Source organism: Nesterenkonia halotolerans (assembly GCF_014874065.1).
Taxonomy (GTDB): Bacteria; Actinomycetota; Actinomycetes; order Actinomycetales; family Micrococcaceae; genus Nesterenkonia; species Nesterenkonia halotolerans.
The window spans coordinates 531,367-549,422 of record NZ_JADBEE010000002.1; the positions used below are offsets into that span (position 1 = coordinate 531,367).

At 67.3% G+C, this 18,056-nt stretch carries 17 protein-coding genes; 11 read left to right on the plus strand and 6 right to left on the minus strand.

Going from position 1 to position 18,056, the window contains the following annotated elements; translation table 11 throughout:
- Positions 1-7 precede the first annotated feature (7 nt).
- From H4W26_RS12700 to H4W26_RS12710, 3 genes are read left to right on the plus strand one after another with little or no spacing between them, the layout of a single operon-like run.
- On the plus strand, positions 8-880 hold the full coding sequence (locus H4W26_RS12700) for an ACP S-malonyltransferase (RefSeq protein ID WP_192592568.1): 873 nt from the start codon (positions 8-10) through the stop codon (positions 878-880).
- Positions 881-931: 51 nt separating this feature from the next.
- On the plus strand, positions 932-3,430 hold the full coding sequence (locus tag H4W26_RS12705) for a glycosyltransferase family 2 protein (RefSeq protein ID WP_192592569.1): 2,499 nt from the start codon (positions 932-934) through the stop codon (positions 3,428-3,430).
- Positions 3,427-3,855 carry a hypothetical protein gene (locus H4W26_RS12710; RefSeq protein WP_192592570.1) on the plus strand — a complete coding sequence of 143 codons (429 nt, stop codon included), beginning with the start codon at positions 3,427-3,429 and terminating at the stop codon, positions 3,853-3,855. Before H4W26_RS12705 ends, H4W26_RS12710 begins: the two co-directional genes overlap by 4 nt.
- A gap of 46 nt (positions 3,856-3,901) precedes the next feature.
- On the opposite strand, the gene H4W26_RS12715 is transcribed toward H4W26_RS12710, so the two are convergent.
- Both H4W26_RS12715 and H4W26_RS12720 read right to left on the minus strand, forming a co-directional pair.
- Positions 3,902-4,792, minus strand: coding sequence for a DMT family transporter (locus tag H4W26_RS12715; protein ID WP_318779884.1), 891 nt, complete (start codon positions 4,790-4,792; stop codon positions 3,902-3,904).
- A 35-nt stretch (positions 4,793-4,827) separates the two neighbouring features.
- A complete protein-coding gene (locus H4W26_RS12720; RefSeq protein ID WP_192592571.1) occupies positions 4,828-5,994 on the minus strand; it encodes a glycosyltransferase family 2 protein in 1,167 nt (388 codons plus the stop codon).
- Positions 5,995-6,085: 91 nt separating this feature from the next.
- On the opposite strand from H4W26_RS12720, the gene H4W26_RS12725 reads away from it, so the two are divergent.
- Entirely contained in the window at positions 6,086-6,832 is a 747-nt protein-coding gene (locus H4W26_RS12725; protein WP_192592572.1) for an acylneuraminate cytidylyltransferase family protein, read from the plus strand.
- A 29-nt stretch (positions 6,833-6,861) separates the two neighbouring features.
- Here H4W26_RS12725 and H4W26_RS12730 read toward each other — a convergent pair whose 3' ends face one another.
- The gene (locus H4W26_RS12730) at positions 6,862-8,058 is read right to left on the minus strand and encodes an ATP-grasp fold amidoligase family protein (protein ID WP_192592573.1); all 1,197 of its coding nucleotides are present in this window, start codon (positions 8,056-8,058) and stop codon (positions 6,862-6,864) included.
- A gap of 174 nt (positions 8,059-8,232) precedes the next feature.
- On the opposite strand from H4W26_RS12730, the gene H4W26_RS12735 reads away from it, so the two are divergent.
- The 3 genes from H4W26_RS12735 (at position 8,233) to H4W26_RS12745 (ending at position 12,806) form a co-directional block, all read left to right on the plus strand.
- On the plus strand, positions 8,233-10,212 hold the full coding sequence (locus H4W26_RS12735; protein ID WP_192592574.1) for a tetratricopeptide repeat protein: 1,980 nt from the start codon (positions 8,233-8,235) through the stop codon (positions 10,210-10,212).
- 4 nt (positions 10,213-10,216) lie between these two features.
- Complete coding sequence (locus tag H4W26_RS12740; protein WP_192592575.1) at positions 10,217-11,974, plus strand: tetratricopeptide repeat protein; 1,758 nt, start codon at positions 10,217-10,219, stop codon at positions 11,972-11,974.
- A gap of 88 nt (positions 11,975-12,062) precedes the next feature.
- Positions 12,063-12,806, plus strand: a complete 744-nt coding sequence (locus H4W26_RS12745; protein ID WP_192592576.1) for a histidine phosphatase family protein — start codon at positions 12,063-12,065, stop codon at positions 12,804-12,806.
- 28 nt (positions 12,807-12,834) lie between these two features.
- On the opposite strand, the gene tagD (H4W26_RS12750) is transcribed toward H4W26_RS12745, so the two are convergent.
- Positions 12,835-13,356, minus strand: a complete 522-nt coding sequence (gene tagD / locus H4W26_RS12750; protein ID WP_192592577.1) for a glycerol-3-phosphate cytidylyltransferase — start codon at positions 13,354-13,356, stop codon at positions 12,835-12,837.
- 37 nt (positions 13,357-13,393) lie between these two features.
- Positions 13,394-13,852 (minus strand): glycerol-3-phosphate cytidylyltransferase, encoded by a 459-nt coding sequence (tagD, locus tag H4W26_RS12755; protein WP_192592578.1) that lies wholly within the window; start codon positions 13,850-13,852, stop codon positions 13,394-13,396.
- Between the two features lie 202 nt (positions 13,853-14,054).
- On the opposite strand from tagD (H4W26_RS12755), the gene H4W26_RS12760 reads away from it, so the two are divergent.
- Positions 14,055-15,677 carry a variant leucine-rich repeat-containing protein gene (locus tag H4W26_RS12760; protein WP_192592579.1) on the plus strand — a complete coding sequence of 541 codons (1,623 nt, stop codon included), beginning with the start codon at positions 14,055-14,057 and terminating at the stop codon, positions 15,675-15,677.
- Positions 15,678-15,684: 7 nt separating this feature from the next.
- Here the strand turns inward: H4W26_RS12760 and H4W26_RS12765 are convergent, their stop codons facing one another.
- Entirely contained in the window at positions 15,685-16,416 is a 732-nt protein-coding gene (locus H4W26_RS12765) for a GAF and ANTAR domain-containing protein (RefSeq protein WP_192592580.1), read from the minus strand.
- 193 nt (positions 16,417-16,609) lie between these two features.
- Between H4W26_RS12765 and H4W26_RS12770 the strand changes: the two genes are divergently transcribed.
- The 3 genes from H4W26_RS12770 to H4W26_RS12780 are packed head-to-tail and all read left to right on the plus strand — an operon-like array spanning position 16,610 to position 17,983.
- Positions 16,610-17,146: a DUF294 nucleotidyltransferase-like/CBS domain-containing protein gene (locus H4W26_RS12770; protein WP_192592581.1), complete on the plus strand. Its 537-nt coding sequence runs from the start codon at positions 16,610-16,612 to the stop codon at positions 17,144-17,146.
- Between the two features lie 11 nt (positions 17,147-17,157).
- Positions 17,158-17,568, plus strand: a complete 411-nt coding sequence (locus tag H4W26_RS12775; RefSeq protein WP_192592582.1) for a phage holin family protein — start codon at positions 17,158-17,160, stop codon at positions 17,566-17,568.
- Entirely contained in the window at positions 17,555-17,983 is a 429-nt protein-coding gene (locus H4W26_RS12780) for a DUF3618 domain-containing protein (RefSeq protein WP_192592583.1), read from the plus strand. Before H4W26_RS12775 ends, H4W26_RS12780 begins: the two co-directional genes overlap by 14 nt.
- The last annotated feature ends 73 nt before the right edge of the window (positions 17,984-18,056 follow it).

Sequence of the window (18,056 nt, forward strand, 5' to 3'; positions counted from 1 at the left end):
TCCGATCATGAACCCTGAACCCATAGCCGCCCCAGACCGAGGCGGCATCTCCGTCCCGGTGGTGCGAGTTGAATCCGCTGATGAGCTGGTGTTCAACCCCCAACGGGGTGCTCTTCGCTACTCCGTCCCCCTGGACGACCGCGGGAGCCTGGACGCGTTGATGCTCAACAAGGGCAGCCGCGCGCTCGTCGTCGTCTTTCACGGGGCGATGCTGAACGGACGCCACCACCTGCCCCGTTTCGAGTGGCTCCGCACGCTGGACGAGCGAGCTGAGTACTCCTGCCTGTTCTTGTCCGACCCGACCCTGAGCGTGGATTCCAAGTTGCTGCTCGGCTGGTATCTCGGGTGGGAGGGAATGGAACTCTATCCGCTACTGGGGGAGGTCATCACCAAGGCGGCGCAAGCAGCCGGTGCCGAACAGATCGTCTTGGTCGGATCCTCCGGAGGGGGCTTCGCAGCTCTTCAGGTGGCACCACATCTCCCTGGGACTCTTGCGATCGCGTTCAACGCGCAGACCGCCCTGAACAGGTACCACTGGAAGGCGCAGGCCAACTACATTCGTCGCGTCCGGCCGGCTCTCGAAGACAGAGGAAAGTCTCGCCGCAAGTGGCTTTCTGCGCTCGGCAGCCGGGTGTCCGCCGTCCAGACCTACTCTGGGCCGGTTCGGAACCGTGCACTGGTCGTGCAGAATGTCCGCGACGAGCACCACTACGCGAAGCACTACCTCCCCTTCAAAGACTCCGTCCAGGGCGGCCCGAACGCGCAGCGAGTCAGGTTCGAGGAGTATTCCGCGGCGCCGTTCCACGAACCGCCAAGCCGGGGACGCTTCGTCGAGACCATTGACCGAGGCCTCACAATGCTGGAGGACTGGACCGCGTAGAGTGCTGCGGGACGTAACGCAGCTGTAGGGGCAGCAGATGAGAGGGCACAGATGAGCAGCACCGAGGACCTCTGGCGCGCCGGCATGATCCAGGGATACATCTCCCGCGGAGCAGGGCGCATCGCGGAGCTTGAGAGCACCGCCCTGCGCGGCGCCTCGGTGCACATGCGCGAGATCCTCGCCTCGGGCGCCTCCCAAGGCACCTTGGGGTACGCGGAGATCGTTCGGAAGGTGCTCGAGGGCTCCGTCTCCAGCTACTCGCTGAGCGCGGACTGGCTCGCCCGGCTGGCTGGAGTCTGCGCACTGCAGAACACCGAACCCACCGACACAGAATTCGCCACGGCCGCGCTGCAGCTGATCAACCACCGGCGCGCTGACTGGCCGACCAACCGGCGGCAGCTGCTCAAGCTCGAGGCCGAGCTGCTCTTCGAACAGGACCGCTTCGACGAGCTCGAGAAGCTGTTCGCTGATCACCCCGAGGTGCGGTCTTTCCATTTCGACTACCTGGTCACCGACTCCCGAAGCCCCTTCCTGCGCGGCAGTCACGGACTGCCGCTCCAGCGCTGGCTGGAACGGTTCAACAGGCAGTTCGACGACTACGACCTGGCTCCGGTCTCGCTGCGCCCCGGCGACGGGATCCCCTTCAACCGGCTCACCTCCGTCCCGGAGGCTGACGCGCACGGTGTGGGGGAGGAGCCCGGGGATCCTTTGGTCACCGTGATCATGACGGCCTTCCAGCCCGAGCGTGAGGATGTGCTGCAGTCAGCGCGGTCCATCCTGGAGCAGACCTGGCAGAACCTGGAGCTGCTCATCCTCGATGACGCCTCCCCGGCGGACTATGCGCCGATGCTCGATGAGCTCGAGACCCTGGACCAGCGGGTGCGTGTGATCCGGTTGGAGACCAACGGCGGGACCTATGCCGCACGCAACATCGGGATCACCCAGGCGCGCGGGCAGTACGTCACCGGCCAGGACGCCGATGACTGGTCCCATCCGCAGCGAATCGAAAAGCAGGTCCGGGACCTGGTGCAGCACCCGGACCAGCCCGGCAATCAGGTCTACACGGTGAACATGACCGAGGATCTGGTGCGCATCCGCCGCGGCTACCTGCCGTATATCCCCAGCGCCCCCACGCTCATGGCGCCCACCCAGCTGCTGCGCGAGCTCGGCGGTTACCTGCCGGCCCGCAAGGCTGCTGATAACGAGCTGCGGAACCGACTGGCCGCCTACGCGCGCAAGCCTGTGGGGCTGATCAAAGAGCCGCTCATCTTCATGCGGATCCTGCCCGACTCCCTCTCCCGGGCCGATTTCCGCCCGGGTTGGCAGCACCCCGCCCGGCGCGCGTTCTGGAGCGCCTATAAGACCTGGCATGCCCGGGCCACCCCCGAGCAGCTCCGGCTCACCGGCGGGGACGTGGCCCCGGTCCATGTCCCGCCGCGCTTCACCGAACCCCCGGCGCCCGGCCCCAAGCTCGACGTCGTGATCGCTGCAGACTGGTGTGAATATGGCCCCGAGCAGATCAGCGCTCTGGAAGAGATCCACCAGCTGCTGCAGGCCGGTCTGCGCGTGGGAGTGCTCCACCTGGACAACGCCCTGCATCTTGCTCGCTACTCCAGAACGCACTGCGCCCCGATCGAGGAGCTCATCTCCACCGGACAGGTGCAGCTGGTGCTCGCGGATGAAGACTTCCACGAGGTGGGACTGCTGCTGGTGCGCAATCCCGAGCTGCTCCAATTCATGCCGGCCGGATCCACAGCATTCACCCCGGATCGGGTGGCCGTGGTGGCCGAAGCGGCACCCCGCGACGCCAGCTCCAAGGTTAAATACCTGCCAGCCGAATGCGCCCGGCACGCCGAGACCTACTTCGGACGACGTGCCCAGTGGGTGCCGAGCAGGGCCAGGGTCCGCAGCTCGCTGGAACAGCTTCTGCCGGTTGAGGACCTCAGCGCGCTCACCTACGCCAGTCCCTTCGTCCCCGGTGCCTCACGCAAGCGCCGTAGCCTGGCCTCTCGCCGTCCTGTCATAGGCCGCTGGGCCGGAGTCACCCGCGAAGACTGGCCTACCCACGCCGCAGAGACGCTTCTGCGCTGGCCCGCCAATGAGGCGACCGATGTTCGCCTCTACGGGGACCCGGCAGCGGCGCAGCGTGCCCTGGGCGTGCGGCATCTCCCCGCGAACTGGGTGGTCTTCGAATCCGTCGACGCCTCCCGTTCAGGGTTCTACCGAGGGGTGGACTTCTTCGTCCACTACGCGCAGACCCCACCCAGCCAGCCCGAGCGGGCTGTCCTGGAAGCGATGGCGAGTGGCAGCGTGGTGATCCTCCCTTCGGCCTTTGAAACCACCTACCGGGGCGCCGCCCTCTACGCGGAGGCAGATGCCGTGCAGCCCCTGATTCGACGCTACAGCGCCGAGGAAGAGCTGTTTGAGGCGCAGGCCGCACGCGGGGTGGCGTTCGCCCAGAAGTACGCCTGGACGGCGTACGCAGACCTCATCGGCCAGCTGGCCGAGCAGCCCCAGACCACACCAGATCGGGAGACACTGGCTCTATGACTCGCGGACTCTCCAAAGAACAACTCGCCCTGATTGCGCTCTACGGGGTCTCCCTGCTGGTCACGCTGATCGCCGTGCTGTTGCAGCTGTGGGTCTTCGCCGCCGTCGCCGCGATCGTGAGCTTCGGCCTCTTCTCGGCGCTGGTGATCCTGACCCTGGCCGCGATGACCCACGTTGCCTCCGGCATTCGGGGAAGACTCACGGACTTGGAAGCAAGCGTCAGGCCCGCCCGCACCACGGCGATGTTCCGGCGCATCGACGAGCGCACCATTCAAATCAACCGCACCCTCGACGCCACCGAGGCCCGGTTACGTGCGAGCGAGGCACGCACTCTGGCGGGGTTCGAAGACCACCGTCATCACCTCGAGGACGAGATCGCTCGGCTGCGTGCGGAGTCCGCCGGCGAGGATCGCGCCCACCGGTAGGATGCGCCGGCCTGGATCGAAGGAGGCAGCCGTCAGCTGGCAGGTGCTAGCTCATCTCTCCTGTCCTGCCGACGCGAGTGGCCAGCAGCACTCCGAGAATAACCACGAGCGCCCCGATGATCTTTGCGGCCGTGAGCTCGGCGCCTAGCCACAGGACTGCCCCCGCCATGGTCACCACCGGCAGGAAGTTCAGAAAGACGGACGCTCGAGCGGCCCCCAGACGCTGCACCGCCCGGTTGTAGAACAACAGCGCCACCACGCTCGGGAACACTCCCAGGTAGACCAGTCCCGGAACGTGCTCGGCCAGCGTGAGTGCGGGGACGCCCAGCACCATCCACTCCACGGCGACCAAAGGTGTCAGCACGAGAGCCCCCAGCCCCGTCATGACGAGGACGACGCTGAAGGTGGGGAACAGGTGCAGGTACCGCGTCACCGCGAGGGAGTACAACGACCAGGAGATGATGGCCCCGACCATGATGCCGTCGCCCACGTTCCACGAGAGCTCCGCAAGCCGCAGAAGCTGACCATCGGTGATGACCCAGAGAGCGCCGGAGAGGGACAGTGCGACTCCCCACCACTGGACAGAGCGAAGCCTCTCCCGGAGGAGCAGCGCGCTCAACGCCAGAGTCAGCGCGGGGATCAGGGACTCCAGGACTGAGACGTTGGTGGAGGAGGTGAACTGCAGAGCGCCATAGATGAACGTGTTGAAGAAGGCGACACCTGTGAGGGTCAGCAGCAGCAACGGCTTCCACTGGGCACGGAAGACTTCCCGTGCCCGCCAGGCGGCCTTGCCCGCCAAGGGCGCGAGGCAGAGGAAGGCGATGACCAGACGGCAGAACGCGATGGTCAGCGGCGGAAGACTGTTGAGGGATTCCCCGATCAGGATATTGCCGGCGTAGAAGACCACCACCAGGAGCATCATCAGGTAGGGGAGCACGAGTGGTTCCTGATCCGATCAGTGGTGGACAGCCGTCAGGATGATCCGCGCACGTCCGCGCGGACCTGCTGTGCTGCTGCGGCAACCGCGGCGCCATCACCGGGACCCTCGGCCTCGCGGAGGGCTCCGAGCATTCGCTGGGCCTCCTCGGCCAGCCTCGCCCTGGAGGTCTCCGCCCCGTAGAGCTCGGCGACACCCCGCGCCTGCTGAGCCAGTTCAACAATGGCGGCGTCGTCGTCGTTCTTGCGCAGCACCAGCATGGGCAGGTGCAGCTTCAGCAGACGGTTCCAATAATCGGCGCGCATCTTGCCGGCGCGGGTGCTGATCCGCCCGCCCTGACCCCGCCCGAGCGCGAGGATGCCGAAGCAGTCGTGGAGGAACTGCAGCTGCCGCTTGGCGGGGATCTCGGCGCGCGAGACGTTCACCCGGCCCTTGGCTGCTGCGCCGGCAGAACCAGACCCAGAACCGGACCCAGGCTCTGTCTCCGGCGCGTCCATGGTGAGGAAGTAGCAGTCCACGTCTTCGACCATCGCCACGCTGTGCGCGTGCAGGAAGGCGCTGATCATGAAGGGGTGATCGCTGGCGTAGATCAGTGATTCGTTGAACCGGTAGTCCAGGCCGCGGATGAAGTCAGTCCGGAGCAGCTTCTGCACATGCAGACTGTTGAGCCAGCCCGAGTGGTACTCCTTGCCGGGTTTGGCGTCGCGGGGTTCCAGCACGTTGGGAGCCGAGCGGTTCACTCCGACGTAGCGGCCCACCACGATGTCCGCCCGCTTCTTCTTGGCTGCCTGGGTCATCGCGCGCAGCGCCTCGGGGCCCAGGTAGTCATCGGCGTCCACAAAGAACACGAACTCGCCAAGGGCCTGGTCCATGATGATGTTCCGCCCCTTGGACGGACTGCCCGAGGCGCGGTGGCGCTGCACGGAGAAACATGCCCAGGAGGCGCTGTGCTCATGCCGGCGGGCGATCCCCGCGGTCTTGTCCGTGGAGCCATCGTCCACGACCAGCACCTCGATGTGTTCGGCACCCAGGGTCTGGGCCGCGATGCTCTCCAGGCAGCGGGAGATCTTCTCCGCGTCGTTGTAGCTGGTGATCCCGACCGTGACCATCGGCCCGTGGGGATCGCGGGTGTACGCGGTGTACCGGGCAGGGGAGGAGCCAGGTCGCGGAAACCTGCGGAGCGTGCGGAGTGTGCCGAACAAGTGTGTCTTCCCTGCGTCGGGGCCGGTCGGGTCTGCAGCCAATATGCCATACCGCTGGCCCGTCAACGCGCCCTGGGTAGACTCGACCGCTGTGAGCAGCTCAGAGAAGACCTCAGCAGAGACCCTCGACCCGATCACCGTGGTCATCCCCGCCCGCGCCGGCAGCGAGCGGGTGCCGCAGAAGAACACCAAACCCTTCGCGGAGATCCCCGGCGGGCTGTTGCAGCTGAAGCTGCAGCAGCTGGCCCAGGTGCAGGAGATCGACAAGATCATCGTCTCCTCGAATGACCCGCTGGTGCTCAGCGTGACCGAGGAGTTCGCCAAGACCACCGGCGGCAGCCGATTCGTCCCGCTGGAGCGCCCGGATGAGCTGGGCCGGTCCTCCACGCCGATGAGTCAGTTCATCGACTACGTGGCCACCCTGGAACCCACGGGCACCATGTGTATGACCCACGTGACCCACCCGTTCCTGCGCGCGGACTACTTCCGGGAACTCATCCGCGCCTGGCGCGAGGCGGTCGACGCCGGCCACGACAGCCTGCTCACCGTCACCAAGCTGCAGACCTTCCTCTGGGATGAGAACGGGCCGTTCAACTACGACCCGACCGCGGAGAGGTGGCCCCGCAGCCAGGACATCAAGCCGCTCTACGAGATCAACCACGGCGCGTACTTCATCCCGTTCGCACGCATGCGGGAGGTCGGCGACCGTGTCGGCACGAACCCGAAGATGTACGAGCTTCCGGAGAACGCGGTCCTGGACATCGACTGGCCGGAGCAGTTTCAGCTGCTCGAGGACATGGCACTGGCGCGGGCGCACCGCGGCGTGAGCCTGCTCTGAGGTTCTGAGCCTCGAGGCCTCTAGGACTTCTAAGCTTCGCTGGCTCCTGCGGCCTTCTCTGCTCGTGCCTTCTGAAGCTTCCGGTACGCCTTGCGGCCGACTCTCAGCAGTGCTGGGGCCAGGGGAGCAGTCTTCGCCCTCGCCCGGCGTGCCGCCGCCAGGTGGGCGTCCCGCAGGTACGCGGTGATCGCGTCATCCTCGCCGGTGTCGTCACCGTTGACTCGCAAAGCCTTCTGCGCCTCGGCCAACCGGGCTCCGCCGAGGCTGCCGCGGTTGTAGAGGAAGTGGGCGAAGCGCTGGTACGCCGTCAGCCCGATCAGCGGATAGGAGGCCAGCTCCTCATCCTCGGTGTCCTGCAGAGCTTTGCTCCAGCCCGTGAGCGGTTCGCTGTCCTCACCGTTGAGCCGCTTCCTCGCCTCAAGGAACAGGTGATCGAACCGGGCGAGCATCTCCTCGCTGTAGGTCACGGTTCCCCGCACCTCGGCCCCGGAGGAGAACGTGAACTCGCCGAAGTAGGGCCCGTCCACCGTGTCGTAGAGATCCACACGGACGAACGGCGCATCGGTCATCTCTGAGAGCTCGATGGCCCAGCGGGAGAGCATCACCGCAGAGCGCGGCACCACCGGCGCCCCGGGCTGGATGTCCCTGAGCCGGAGGAAGTAGTCGCGCCCCACGGTGAAGGGCTTCAGATCGCCGTCGAGCTTCACCATCCGCGGCGGTGACGTGTTCCTGTCGATCTGCGCGACCATCGCGATCTGGCCCTGGAACACATAGAACTTGTAGTCGAAGGGCACCGTCCCGGGCTGGGCGCCGTGGAGGAACTCCTCCACGATCCAGGCGGGGTCCTTGCGGCGGAACTTCGCTGCCACTGCCTGTTGCTTCTCTCGGATCTCCTCCAGGGTCCACTCGCGCAGGGCCATGTTGTCGAAGTAGCGGTCCTCGCCGACCCGCTCGAGCAGCATGACCCCTTTGGCGGACCAGCCGTGCGCGAACTTCAGCGCGACCCGGTCTCCGAGCACCTCGGTGGTGATCTCCTCGGTGGAATGCAGGATGGCGTGCTGGGTGGGCAGGCCGAGCCGGGCGTCGCCCAGGGTCTTGTTCTCCAGCAGGCTGTGCACGTAGGTCTTATTGGACAGGTCCCGGCGCTGCTGCGTGCCGCGCCGCTGGTACTCGGCGTTCGCGAACCTCAGAAAGGGCGACTCGCGGGCGGATTTCTCGAGTGTCATGGCGTCTTCCGGTCTTTCCACATCGTCATGAGTCAGCTCTGCGAGCTGGCGGGCGGGGATCGATAGCTGGCACCGGCGCTGGTGAGGACTCACCCCAGGTTACAGGGCTGTCCTCCCACGCTGACCTCCCGTGTCGCCTCGCGTGGAGCCCTGTGCTGAGTAGACTCGCCAGTGATGCTGAAACCACTAGTCTTCGCCGCTGAGCTTGGCCGACGCACCGTCGGTGCCGCCACCGCCGTCCCCGGAGTCGACCTCGCGCTGGCCCGAGCGGTCCTCGCCACCGGCAACTTCGGCCCCTCCCAGCTGGAAGTGGCGATGACGGGGGAGCGCTCTGCGGTGGGCAGCTTCCAGGACAAGGCCGCCACCGTGCTGCTGGAGGCCAACCCGCGCGGCGCCTCGGCGCTGCTGGCCCGGCTGGATATCGACACCGCCCAGGACGCCGAGAAGCTCGAGCGGCTCGCCGGGCAGTACTTCAAGCTGAAAAAGTACGACGCCGCGCTGGCCATGCGCCGGCGCGCGGTGCACCTGGAGCCGCAGAGCGCGCTGCGCTGGGTGGCGCTTGCCCGCTCCCTGCTGCGCGCCACCGGCGGGCACATCGTCCATGACCCGGTGGCCGGACTGGTCGAAGGACCCCTGCCACGCACCGAGGAGGCCCGGGAGGCGCTGGCACGTGCCGAGCAGCTGGACCCGGAGAACCCCTTCGTCCTGCATGAGCGCGGCGAGCTGGAGTTCGAGCACGGCGACGCCGCCGTCGGCCTGGACCTCATGGAGCGCGCGCTGGAGCGGCAGAACCGCGCCACCTGGTGGACGGACCTGGGCTCGGCCTACCGCAAGCCGCACATCGCCGACTACGACCGCTCGCTGGACGCCTATGAGAAGGCGCTGAAGCTCAAGCCCACCAGCCCCACCGCCTTCCGCGGAGTCATCATCATGGGCTGCCGCGCCGACCAGGACTGGCCGCGGCTCTGGCGCAGCGCCGAACTCTTCGAATCCGCCCGCGGCCGCAGCACCGCCGCGAAGCTGGACCTGGCACGCACCCTGCGCAAACTCTTCACCGCGGCCCCTTCCGAGCAGCAGATCGACGAGGCGCTCGCCGCGCTGGACGCCGCCCACGCCGTCGGTCTGCGGCTCTCCTGGCCGACCACCTCACTGATCGTCTACCGGCTCCAGTTCCTGCAGCGGATGCGCAGCTCCTTCGCGCTGCGCCGCGAGCTCGCCCAGCGCAGCGTGACCTGGTTGGGCACCAGCTCTGCCGGACACAGCCGGCACCGGCAGAAGCTGCTCTCCGCACTGATCTACCTCGGCCGCGAGGACGAGGCGCTGAAGCTCATCGACCCCATGCCCTGGACGCCCTACCAGCAGGTGGACCGCCAGCGGCTGGAAAAGATGGCCGCCGACACCCACCTGATCCGCGGCAACCTCACGCCCTACCAGGAGTACTCCGCGCAGCGCCGCGCCGAGCTGCCCCTGCCGGGGGAGCCCCAGATGGAGACGCTCATCCGGGACAAGCGGATCGCCGTCGTCGGCCCTGCCGATACCGGTGACCGGCTCGGCGAGATGATCGACGGCTACGACATCATCATCCGGCCCCGGCTGATGACCGAGTTCGATGAGGAACAGCGCGCCCGGCTCGGCAGCCGCACAGACATCGCCTACTTCTCCGGACGCGACATCGACGACTTCCGCGAGGAGGCCTCCGCCGCCGTGGAGGCGGGACGGCTGCAGATGGTGATCGGTCGCGGGCTGAGCATGGCCTCGGCCGGGGAGGACCTGCCGGACTGGCTGCGCTTCTACAGCCACGACTACTCGCTGGGCTTCCACGGCCCGCCGATGGGGATCGGGCGGATCCTCTACGACGTGCTGCAGTTCCACCCGGCGCAGGTCAGCTTGTTCAACATCGACTTCTTCAGCGGGCAGAAGGCCTTCGGCAAGGGCTACCGTCCGGCGAAGGACCAGCAGATGGGGCCGTACTCGATCGTCAACGAGGTGGTGCTCGCCCATGATCTCGCCTTCGAGCACCGGCTCACCAAGGCCATGGCGGCCAGCGGTGTGCTCGACGCCCAGGGCGTGGCCGGCGAGGTGCTCGGACTGACCGAGGAGCAGTACATCCAGCGCCTGGAGACCTCCTCGGCGCTGACCACCCGGACCGCGTGACCGCATGGCGCTGAGTCTGCATGGGCTGCGGGTGAAGATCGCCGCCGCCGCCGTGATCAAGTACGGGGCCCGCCGGGTCTCTGAGCTGCCAGGGGGCCAGCGTGCCGTGCTGGGTGCCGCCGGGCGGATCCGGCCGGGTACGCAGGACGAGGAGTCCGGGTCCTACCGCGGACTGCTGGCCCAGATGCTGGGCGAGTCCGTGAACGCCGACGACGACGGCGCCGACCACGGCCTGGTCTACGACCCGATCGCGGGACTGATCTCGGGTCCGGTCAGCTCGGCGGAGTCGCTGGCGTCCGCGGAACATCGGCACGCTGCGGACCCGTCCGACCCTGCGGCGCAGTGGAAGCTGGGCCGCGCGCTGTTCGCCGCGGGGGAGACCACGCGCGGACTCGAGCTCATGGACGCCGCCGTGACCGCCGAGCCCACTGCGGCCAAGCTGGTCGCCCTTGCGGCGGCGTACCGGAAGCCCTATGTGGCTCAGTTCGAGACGGCCCTGGGGCTGTACCAGCAGGCGCTGGAACTTAACCCGGCGGATCTGCGTGCCGTGGAGGGCATCATCAACGCCGGAGCGCGCTCCACCTTCGACTGGCCGCTGATCTGGGCCGGAGCGGCGCAGCTCAAGCCCGGACGTGGTCCGCTCGCGGATGCTGCGTTCTGGGCGCGAGTGGAGCCGCTGTTTGACCAGGAGCCTTCTGCGGAGAGCATCGCCGAGGCCGAGTCGGCGCTGGAGGCTGTCGCGGGGACGGCGCACCGGCTGCACCAGCTGGTGCTGGAGGTGCTGATCGTCCGGCTGCAGTTCCTACGCCGCTTCCGGGTGGCCGCGTCGTTGCGGGATGCCATGGCAAGGAACCGGATCAAGGAGCTCGGCGGCATTCCGCTGGAGTCCCCGCTGTGGTTCAAGCACCTCCTGGGCGGCTACGCCCAGCTGGGGCAGCTGGAGAAGGCCACCCGGGCCGCAGCCCGGCCTCCAGTAGACGCCGCCACAGACCTGCGCCGACTCCAGCTCGCGAAGCTGCGCGCCGACGTCGCAGTCTTCTCCGGCGATGCGGGTCCCTTGCAGGTCCAGGCAGCCGACCGCCGTGCCGAGCTCCCGCTGCCCGGGGATGACGCCATGCTGGACTTGGTGCAGGGCAAGCGGGTCGCCGTCGTCGGGCCCGCCGCCACCGAGGAGCAGCTCGGTGAGCCCATCGAGTCCTATGACGTCGTGGTGCGGACCCGGGCGCGCGGTGACGTCTCCGCGGAGGAGGCCCGGCGCAGCGGCACCCGCACCGACATCGCCTACTACAACGGCCGCGACCTGGGGTCCATGTGGGCGGATGCGGCAGAGGCGGTGGCAGCAGGGTCACTGAAGCTCGCCGTGGCCCGGCCGTTCTACGCGGCCCTGGTGGAGGAGCAGCCCGACTGGCTGCGCTTCACCCGCAGCGAGTTCGGGCTCTACTTCCGCGGGACCTCGCTGGGGATCCAGCGCATGGTCTATGACCTGCTCCAGTTCGCGCCTGCTGAGATCGCACTCTTCGGTGCCGACTTCTACGCCGGAGAGCGCAGCTACCCGCCGGGGTACCGCACGCACAGCGGCTTCGGTCCGCATTCCCCGCTCAATGACATCGTCATGGTCCATGACCTGGTGTTCGAGCGCCGGCTGATGCAGGCGTTCTGCGCCACCGGGATCGTGGTGCCGCAAGGCGTCGCCGCGGAGGTGCTGGACCTGCCGGAGGCCGAGTACCTCGACCGGCTCGAACGCAGCTCCGGGCTGCACTGATGTGCCGCGTGAGCCTCGCGCCGCTGCTGGCTTTACCTGCGCGCCCCCACGATCTTCCCCAGTCCCTCAGTGAAAGTGACATGACACCGTGATTCGAATCCTGCTGGTCCGCCATGGCGAGACGGAGTGGAACAAGACCCACCGACTCCAGGGGCAGTCCTCGATCGACCTCGCCGAGACCGGCCGCGCCCAGGCTCAGGCTGCGGGGCGCTACGTGCGCTCGCAGAACCCGGCCCAGGGCTACGTCTCCACGCTGGAGCGCACGGCGCAGACCTACGCCGAGTTCGGCCTGGACCACGCTCCCGAGGTCGTGGGAGACCTCGCGGAGCAGCATCTGGGGGAGTGGGAAGGCATGAAGACCGCTCAGGCCAAGGAGGCGTACCCGGAGCTGTACAAGGCGTGGAAGTCAGGGGAGGGAACGCCGCCCGGCGGGGAGGCTCCCGAGGCGCTGGTGGAACGGATGAGCGCCGCCTTCTTCCGCGTGGTGCGCGCCGCCGCAGACGTCCCGGCCACGCAGTCCGCGGATGAGAAGTACCCGCTGCGCACCGCCGTCGTCGTCTCACATGGCACTTCCATCAAGGCGCTGCTGGAAGCGCTGGGGCTGATCGACCGGACCCGGGTGATCTCGGTGACGGCGGGTGCGGTCAGCGTGATCGACGTGCCGCTGCATGGCGGGCCGCTGAGCAGCTCGTTGCCCAACGGCGGGCTGGAGGAGTCAGAGCCACGGGAGGAAGAGGCGCAGCGGATCCGTGCGCTGACCGACAAACAGATCAGGGCCTACGCGAAGCTGCGGATGTTCAACCTCTCCCCAGAGGTGCTGGCACTCGTCTAACCCCAGCGGGGCTTCCGGTGGCGGCGATTTAACCCCGCCGTGGAGGCGGAGGGAAGTGAGGCTGATCGTCACGGATGGGCGCGAACCGGGCGGTCTCTTGACGCTTATGGCCCTGTTCCTCCGCTTCCGCCTCGGCCTTGTACTGGATCGCTTCGAAGAGCAGGTCCCGACGGATCTGGCTGGTGGAGGTGCCCTCGGTGCGGGGGAGGTAGACCAGTTCGCAGTGGTCGCGCAGGTGCTCGAACCGCGGGGAGCCTTCCCAGTCGCTGCCCATCACGACCATGTCGATGTCGAGGTCGTGGACGTCGTTGACCTTCTGCGACCAGCTGGTCTCCGGGACCACCATGTCCACGAACCGGATGGACTCGAGCATCATCTTGCGGACTTCGTAGGAGTGGTAGCTGGGCTTCTTACCGGGCTTGAGCTCGTTGAACTCATCGGTGCTCAGCGCCACGATCAGGTAGTCCCCGAGGTCCTTGGCGCGCTGGAGCAGGCGGATATGGCCCCAGTGCAGGAGATCATAGGTGCCATAGGTCAGAACGCGGCGCATTGTGCTCAGCGGACCTTCGCGGCTGGTCGGTGCACGATCAGAGCGAGACCATGCGGGAGTCGTCGACGACCGTGACCTCGGCAGGGCGGTCCACGGCGTCGACCAGGAGGTCGCGGCGGATCTGGGAGGTGGAGAAGCCTGGGGTGCGCGGCAGGAACACGACGTCGCAGAACCGGCGCAGGTGTTCGAAGCGTTCGGAGCCCTGCCAGTTGTCCCCCATCACCACGGTGTCGACGCGGAAGCGGCGGATGTCTTCGACCTTCTGCTCCCAGCTCTCCTCGGGGATGACCAGGTCCACGTAGCGGACGGCCTCGAGCATGGTCTTGCGGACTTCGAACTGGTGGTAGCTGGAGCGTCGGGCGCCTTTGGCGGTGTTGAACTCGTCGGTGCTGGCGCCGACGATCAGGTAGTCGCCCTGCGCTCGTGCGCGACGGAGCAGGTTGATGTGACCCCAATGGAGGAGGTCAAAGGTGCCGTACGTGAGAATGCGCTTCATGATCGCGTCATTTCTCCTAACCTGTCAGCGCGCCGCCGGACGAATGTGGCCCGGGGCTGTTATACCCATCCTGCGCATAGTAACAAGCTCAGGGAAACACCAGGTTTCAAGAAGCACTTGAGGATCTTCGCATGCGGGTCAGCGTGCTGGGACGGTCCTCCGCCTTGGCTTGCGGGCCGAACCTCGACGTATGCTGGGGACGGTGAGCACCAACACCCCTGACCCAGATGATCTCGCAGCACTCGCCTCAGACCCTCGCACCGACTGGGAGATGCTGCACTGGATCGCCGAACACCATGCCCAGCTTCGCCCCGCCGTCGCGGCGAATCCGGGCGCTTATGCCGAGCTCGTCGAGGCCCTCGGCCAGCTCGGAGACCCCGCGATCGACGCCGCAATCGCCCAGCGCCCCGACGTGGCTTCCGACTCGTTCGTCGCCTCGCCTGCTGAGACTGATCCGCTGCACCAGATGTGGGATCCGCACACCGATGACATCCCCGTGCACCAGGAAGAGACCGCGAACCTGCCGGCACAGCCGACGCAGGAGCCGCAGGGTGAGCAGCATGAGGAACCGGAGTTCGAGGAGCACGACTCTCACCAGGAGCCTGAGTCTCACCAGGAACCCGAGATCCTCGGTGTGCCTGCCGCCGCGTTTTCGGCCGCACCAACTTCCGCGCCCACGCCCGAACCGACGCATGAGCAGCAGTCCTACGACTATCCGGTGAACCCCGCGCCCGCCGATCACCCCACGCCGCCTCCCCTGGGAAAGTCCACGGAGGCGCAAGGCTTCGAACCCCTGGGCCGACGTCCCGAACCTACCCCGGCACCAGCACCTGCCCCGGCCTACGTTGCTGCACCAGCAGCCGCGGCTCCCACATATCCCGCCGCGCAGCCCGCCAGCCCCGTGGCCGGGTCGCCGTCCTATCCCGGCCCGCAATACGCTGCTGCGCCTCCGCGAGAGCCCCGCCCCAAGCGAAAGGGAGCCGGAGCCAAGGTGCTTGCCGGGGTCGCGCTGGCGCTGGTCGCCATCCTCGGCATCGGCGCACTGCTGTTCACCACCCTCGGCGGCGAAGACGAGCCCGTCGCCGAGCCCGCGCCCATCGCCTCCGAAGAGGCCCCGGAAGAGGAGCCGTCCGAAGAAGCGTCTGCCGAGGAGGAGCCTTCTGAGGAACCCGCAGAGGGGCCCTCCGAAGAGGCGCTCGCTGAGGCGCGGACCTCGGTGTCCACGCTCGCCGCCGACACCAGCTGCGAGTCGGAATCGGCCGATGCCTCCCGCGTGACCGATTTCCTCGCACTGGGCGCCGAGGGTGACGCGCTCACCGGCGAGGACGCCACGATGATGGAGGAGACCTTCGCGGACCTGCAGTCCGAATGCTCCACCGTCTACGCCGCCACCGTGTTCCAAGATGCGCGCAACGGCGCCGATTCCTCGGCATCCACCGAGACCATGGACTCCGTGGGCACGGACTGGGTCAACCGCTCGGTCTCCATCTCCGGCGCGGCGACCATGTCTTCCTTCGTCACCCCCGATGGGAACATCGCCTGCGAGTTCGGCGACGGCCTGCGCTGCACCGCCTATGAGCACGAGTACTCAGCTCCCGCGGGCTGCGACGACGGCACCACCTACCTGATGACTGTGGACGCTGCTGCAGACCTCGACTGCGGCAACCCTGTCGATGATGAGGGCAGCGAAACCCTCGGAGTCGACCAGGCCGCGACCGACGGGTTCATGGCCTGTGTCTCCCTGGATGACCGGGTCTCCTGCTACAACGCCCTGACCGGGAACGGCTTCGAGATCTCCGAGCGCGGCCACTACCCGACCACGTGATCCCGGCTCAGGGCTCGAAGCTGGTGGCCGGGGCCATCTGGCCCACCGCCGTGGTGATCTGCTCGGCGAGCTCGCGCAGCTTGATGTTTCGGTGATTCGACGCGGTCTTGAGGATCTCCACCGCCTCGTCCTGGCTGCACCGATTCTGGGCCATGATGATGCCCACGGCGAGGTCGATCGTGGTGCGCGACTCCATGGCCACGCGGCGATCCTCGGCGTCCTCGGCGTACCGGGCGATGCGCAGCGCGATCGCCACCATCTGTGACGCCACCTCGGTGTAGCGCTTCGCAATCGCGATCTCTGTCTCGCTGAATGCGTCGATTTCGCGGGCGTAGAAGTTCATCGCCGCCGTCGAGGTGGTTCCGACGGTCAGCGGCACGGCCAGGATGCTGCGCAGTCCATGGCCGCGGACCTCGGTCATGTAGTCCGGCCAGCGCTGTTCATAGCGCACATCCGGGACGCTGATCACGCTCTCGGTCTTCTGCGCCTCCAGGCACGGCCCTTCGTCGAACCCGGCCTGATGCTCGTCCATCTGCTGCGCCTCGGCAGAGCTGGTGGCCACCACCGTGTTGCGCTTGGCTCGCTTGAGAATGATGCCGCAGAGGATCGTCCGATCACCGGAGAGCTGCTGCGCGGCAAGCTCGGCAATGGAGGTCAGAACGGCGGGGACGTCGTGGTCCTCCAGCAGGACCTGAGTCAGTTCTGCTGCAAGATCGTGCGAGGTGTCAGGGGCGTCCATGTCAGGGTCCTTCCGCTAGGGGCCGGCTTCCGGTGAGAGGCGGTCACATGCCGAGGAAGTGCTACATCTCAATCTTGTCACAGGGCCGAAAAAGCGCCCAGACGAGGGGTGGTGCACAAGCTCGATTCTGTGAGGTACGCTCGGATGACAGCTCCAGCAACGGGCTCTTGTTTCTCAAACACAAGGGATACCCATGGAGCATTTCTCATCTCGCACAGCCCCCACCGCAGCGTCCACAGGGCGCAGCCGAAGCGCGGGCACGGCGCACGTTCACGAACTGATGTTGCCGATCGAACGCACCATCTCTGTCACCCAGTCGTTGGATGACGCCGCACGCCTGGTCAGCGGCACCGAGACACCCGCCGTCCTTCTCGATCTCTCGCACCAGCCTGTCGGGCTGATCACGCAGTCCGCCCTGGCATCGGCCGCTGCCGAGGATCCCGAACGGTGGAAGCGCCGGCGCTGCGCAGGCCTGGCCCAGTCCCCGGTGGACTTCCTGACCCCCGAGAACTCGATCGAGAGCGTCCTGGGCCGATACCGCGACGGCGAGGCAACGCCGCTTCTCGTCGTCGACGGCGGGCAGGCTGTCGGGATCCTGCACCAGGACGATGTCTTCGCCTGGTGCCTGGAGCAGCCGGTCTCGATCTTCGACGCGCTGGGGATTGTCAGCAACGGGTCCTCTTCTGCAGAGCTGTCCAGTCCCGATGTCCCTTCTGTGGACGCGAACTAAGAGGAGCCCCTATGAGTCATCCCGAAAGATCCGCAGAGCCGTCCATCGCCGAGTTGATGACTCGGCTCTCGGAGCAGTCTTCCCGGCTGATCCGGGACGAGCTGAAGCTCGCCCAGGCCGAGCTCACCGCGAAGGCCAAGCGGGGCGGGATCGGCGCCGGGTATTTCGGGGCTGGCGGCGTTCTGGCGTGGTTCGGCTTCGGAGCGCTCGTCGCCACGGCAATCCTGGGACTGGCAGTGGTGCTGCCGGCCTGGGCCGCCGGGCTGATCGTCACCGTAGTCTTGTTCATCGGTGCCGGGATTGCGGCGCTCTTGGGGAAGAAGAAGGTCAAGGACCTCTCGCCCGCCCCTGAACGGACCATCACCAACGTGAACCGAGACGTTGCCGAGCTCAAGGAGCATGCCCGCCATGACCACGCCTAACCCCGAAGATCCGCAGCTGCGACGAGCCGCTGGAGGGCCACCTCGCCCGCGTGCTGCGAACAGCCCGAGTCCGGCCCCCGCACCGGTCCCGGCTCCGCCGGAACCCGGGAAGAACGCCTCCGTGGAGGAGCTCGAGGCTGACCTCGCGCGCACCAGACATGAACTCGGCGAGACCGTCGGCGCGCTCGCCGGAAAGCTCGACGTCAAGGCGCAGGCCCGTGAACAGGTGGAGGTCGCCAAGAGCCGCCTCGTGGAGCAGCGGGATGAGGCGCGCGAGCACGTCGCGACCTACCTCACCGAGGCCAAAGGACGCGTCACGGACGAGCGGGGGAGGCCCACGAAGAACGCCTGGCTCGGCGTGACGGCGGCAGGCGCGGTGGCGACCGTCGTCGCCATCTGCTGGCCTCGCCGCTGACCGCTCTGCCTCGAGCTTTTACACCGCCGGAGGTGGCGGCGTCTCGACACGTGGTCATCATTGTGGTTGAGCA

Excerpts from the sequence above, each read along its gene's own strand:
- H4W26_RS12710 (WP_192592570.1), top strand. The coding sequence starts at position 3,427 with ATGACTCGCGGACTCTCCAAAGAACAACTCGCCCTGATTGCGCTCTAC.
- H4W26_RS12770 (WP_192592581.1), top strand. The coding sequence starts at position 16,610 with ATGGAGCATTTCTCATCTCGCACAGCCCCCACCGCAGCGTCCACAGGG.
- H4W26_RS12700 (WP_192592568.1), top strand. The coding sequence starts at position 8 with ATGAACCCTGAACCCATAGCCGCCCCAGACCGAGGCGGCATCTCCGTC.
- tagD (WP_192592577.1), bottom strand. The coding sequence starts at position 13,356 with ATGCGCCGCGTTCTGACCTATGGCACCTATGATCTCCTGCACTGGGGC.
- H4W26_RS12705 (WP_192592569.1), top strand. The coding sequence starts at position 932 with ATGAGCAGCACCGAGGACCTCTGGCGCGCCGGCATGATCCAGGGATAC.
- H4W26_RS12740 (WP_192592575.1), top strand. The coding sequence starts at position 10,217 with ATGGCGCTGAGTCTGCATGGGCTGCGGGTGAAGATCGCCGCCGCCGCC.
- H4W26_RS12735 (WP_192592574.1), top strand. The coding sequence starts at position 8,233 with ATGCTGAAACCACTAGTCTTCGCCGCTGAGCTTGGCCGACGCACCGTC.
- H4W26_RS12780 (WP_192592583.1), top strand. The coding sequence starts at position 17,555 with ATGACCACGCCTAACCCCGAAGATCCGCAGCTGCGACGAGCCGCTGGA.
- H4W26_RS12765 (WP_192592580.1), bottom strand. The coding sequence starts at position 16,416 with ATGGACGCCCCTGACACCTCGCACGATCTTGCAGCAGAACTGACTCAG.
- tagD (WP_192592578.1), bottom strand. The coding sequence starts at position 13,852 with ATGAAGCGCATTCTCACGTACGGCACCTTTGACCTCCTCCATTGGGGT.
- H4W26_RS12775 (WP_192592582.1), top strand. The coding sequence starts at position 17,158 with ATGAGTCATCCCGAAAGATCCGCAGAGCCGTCCATCGCCGAGTTGATG.
- H4W26_RS12730 (WP_192592573.1), bottom strand. The coding sequence starts at position 8,058 with ATGACACTCGAGAAATCCGCCCGCGAGTCGCCCTTTCTGAGGTTCGCG.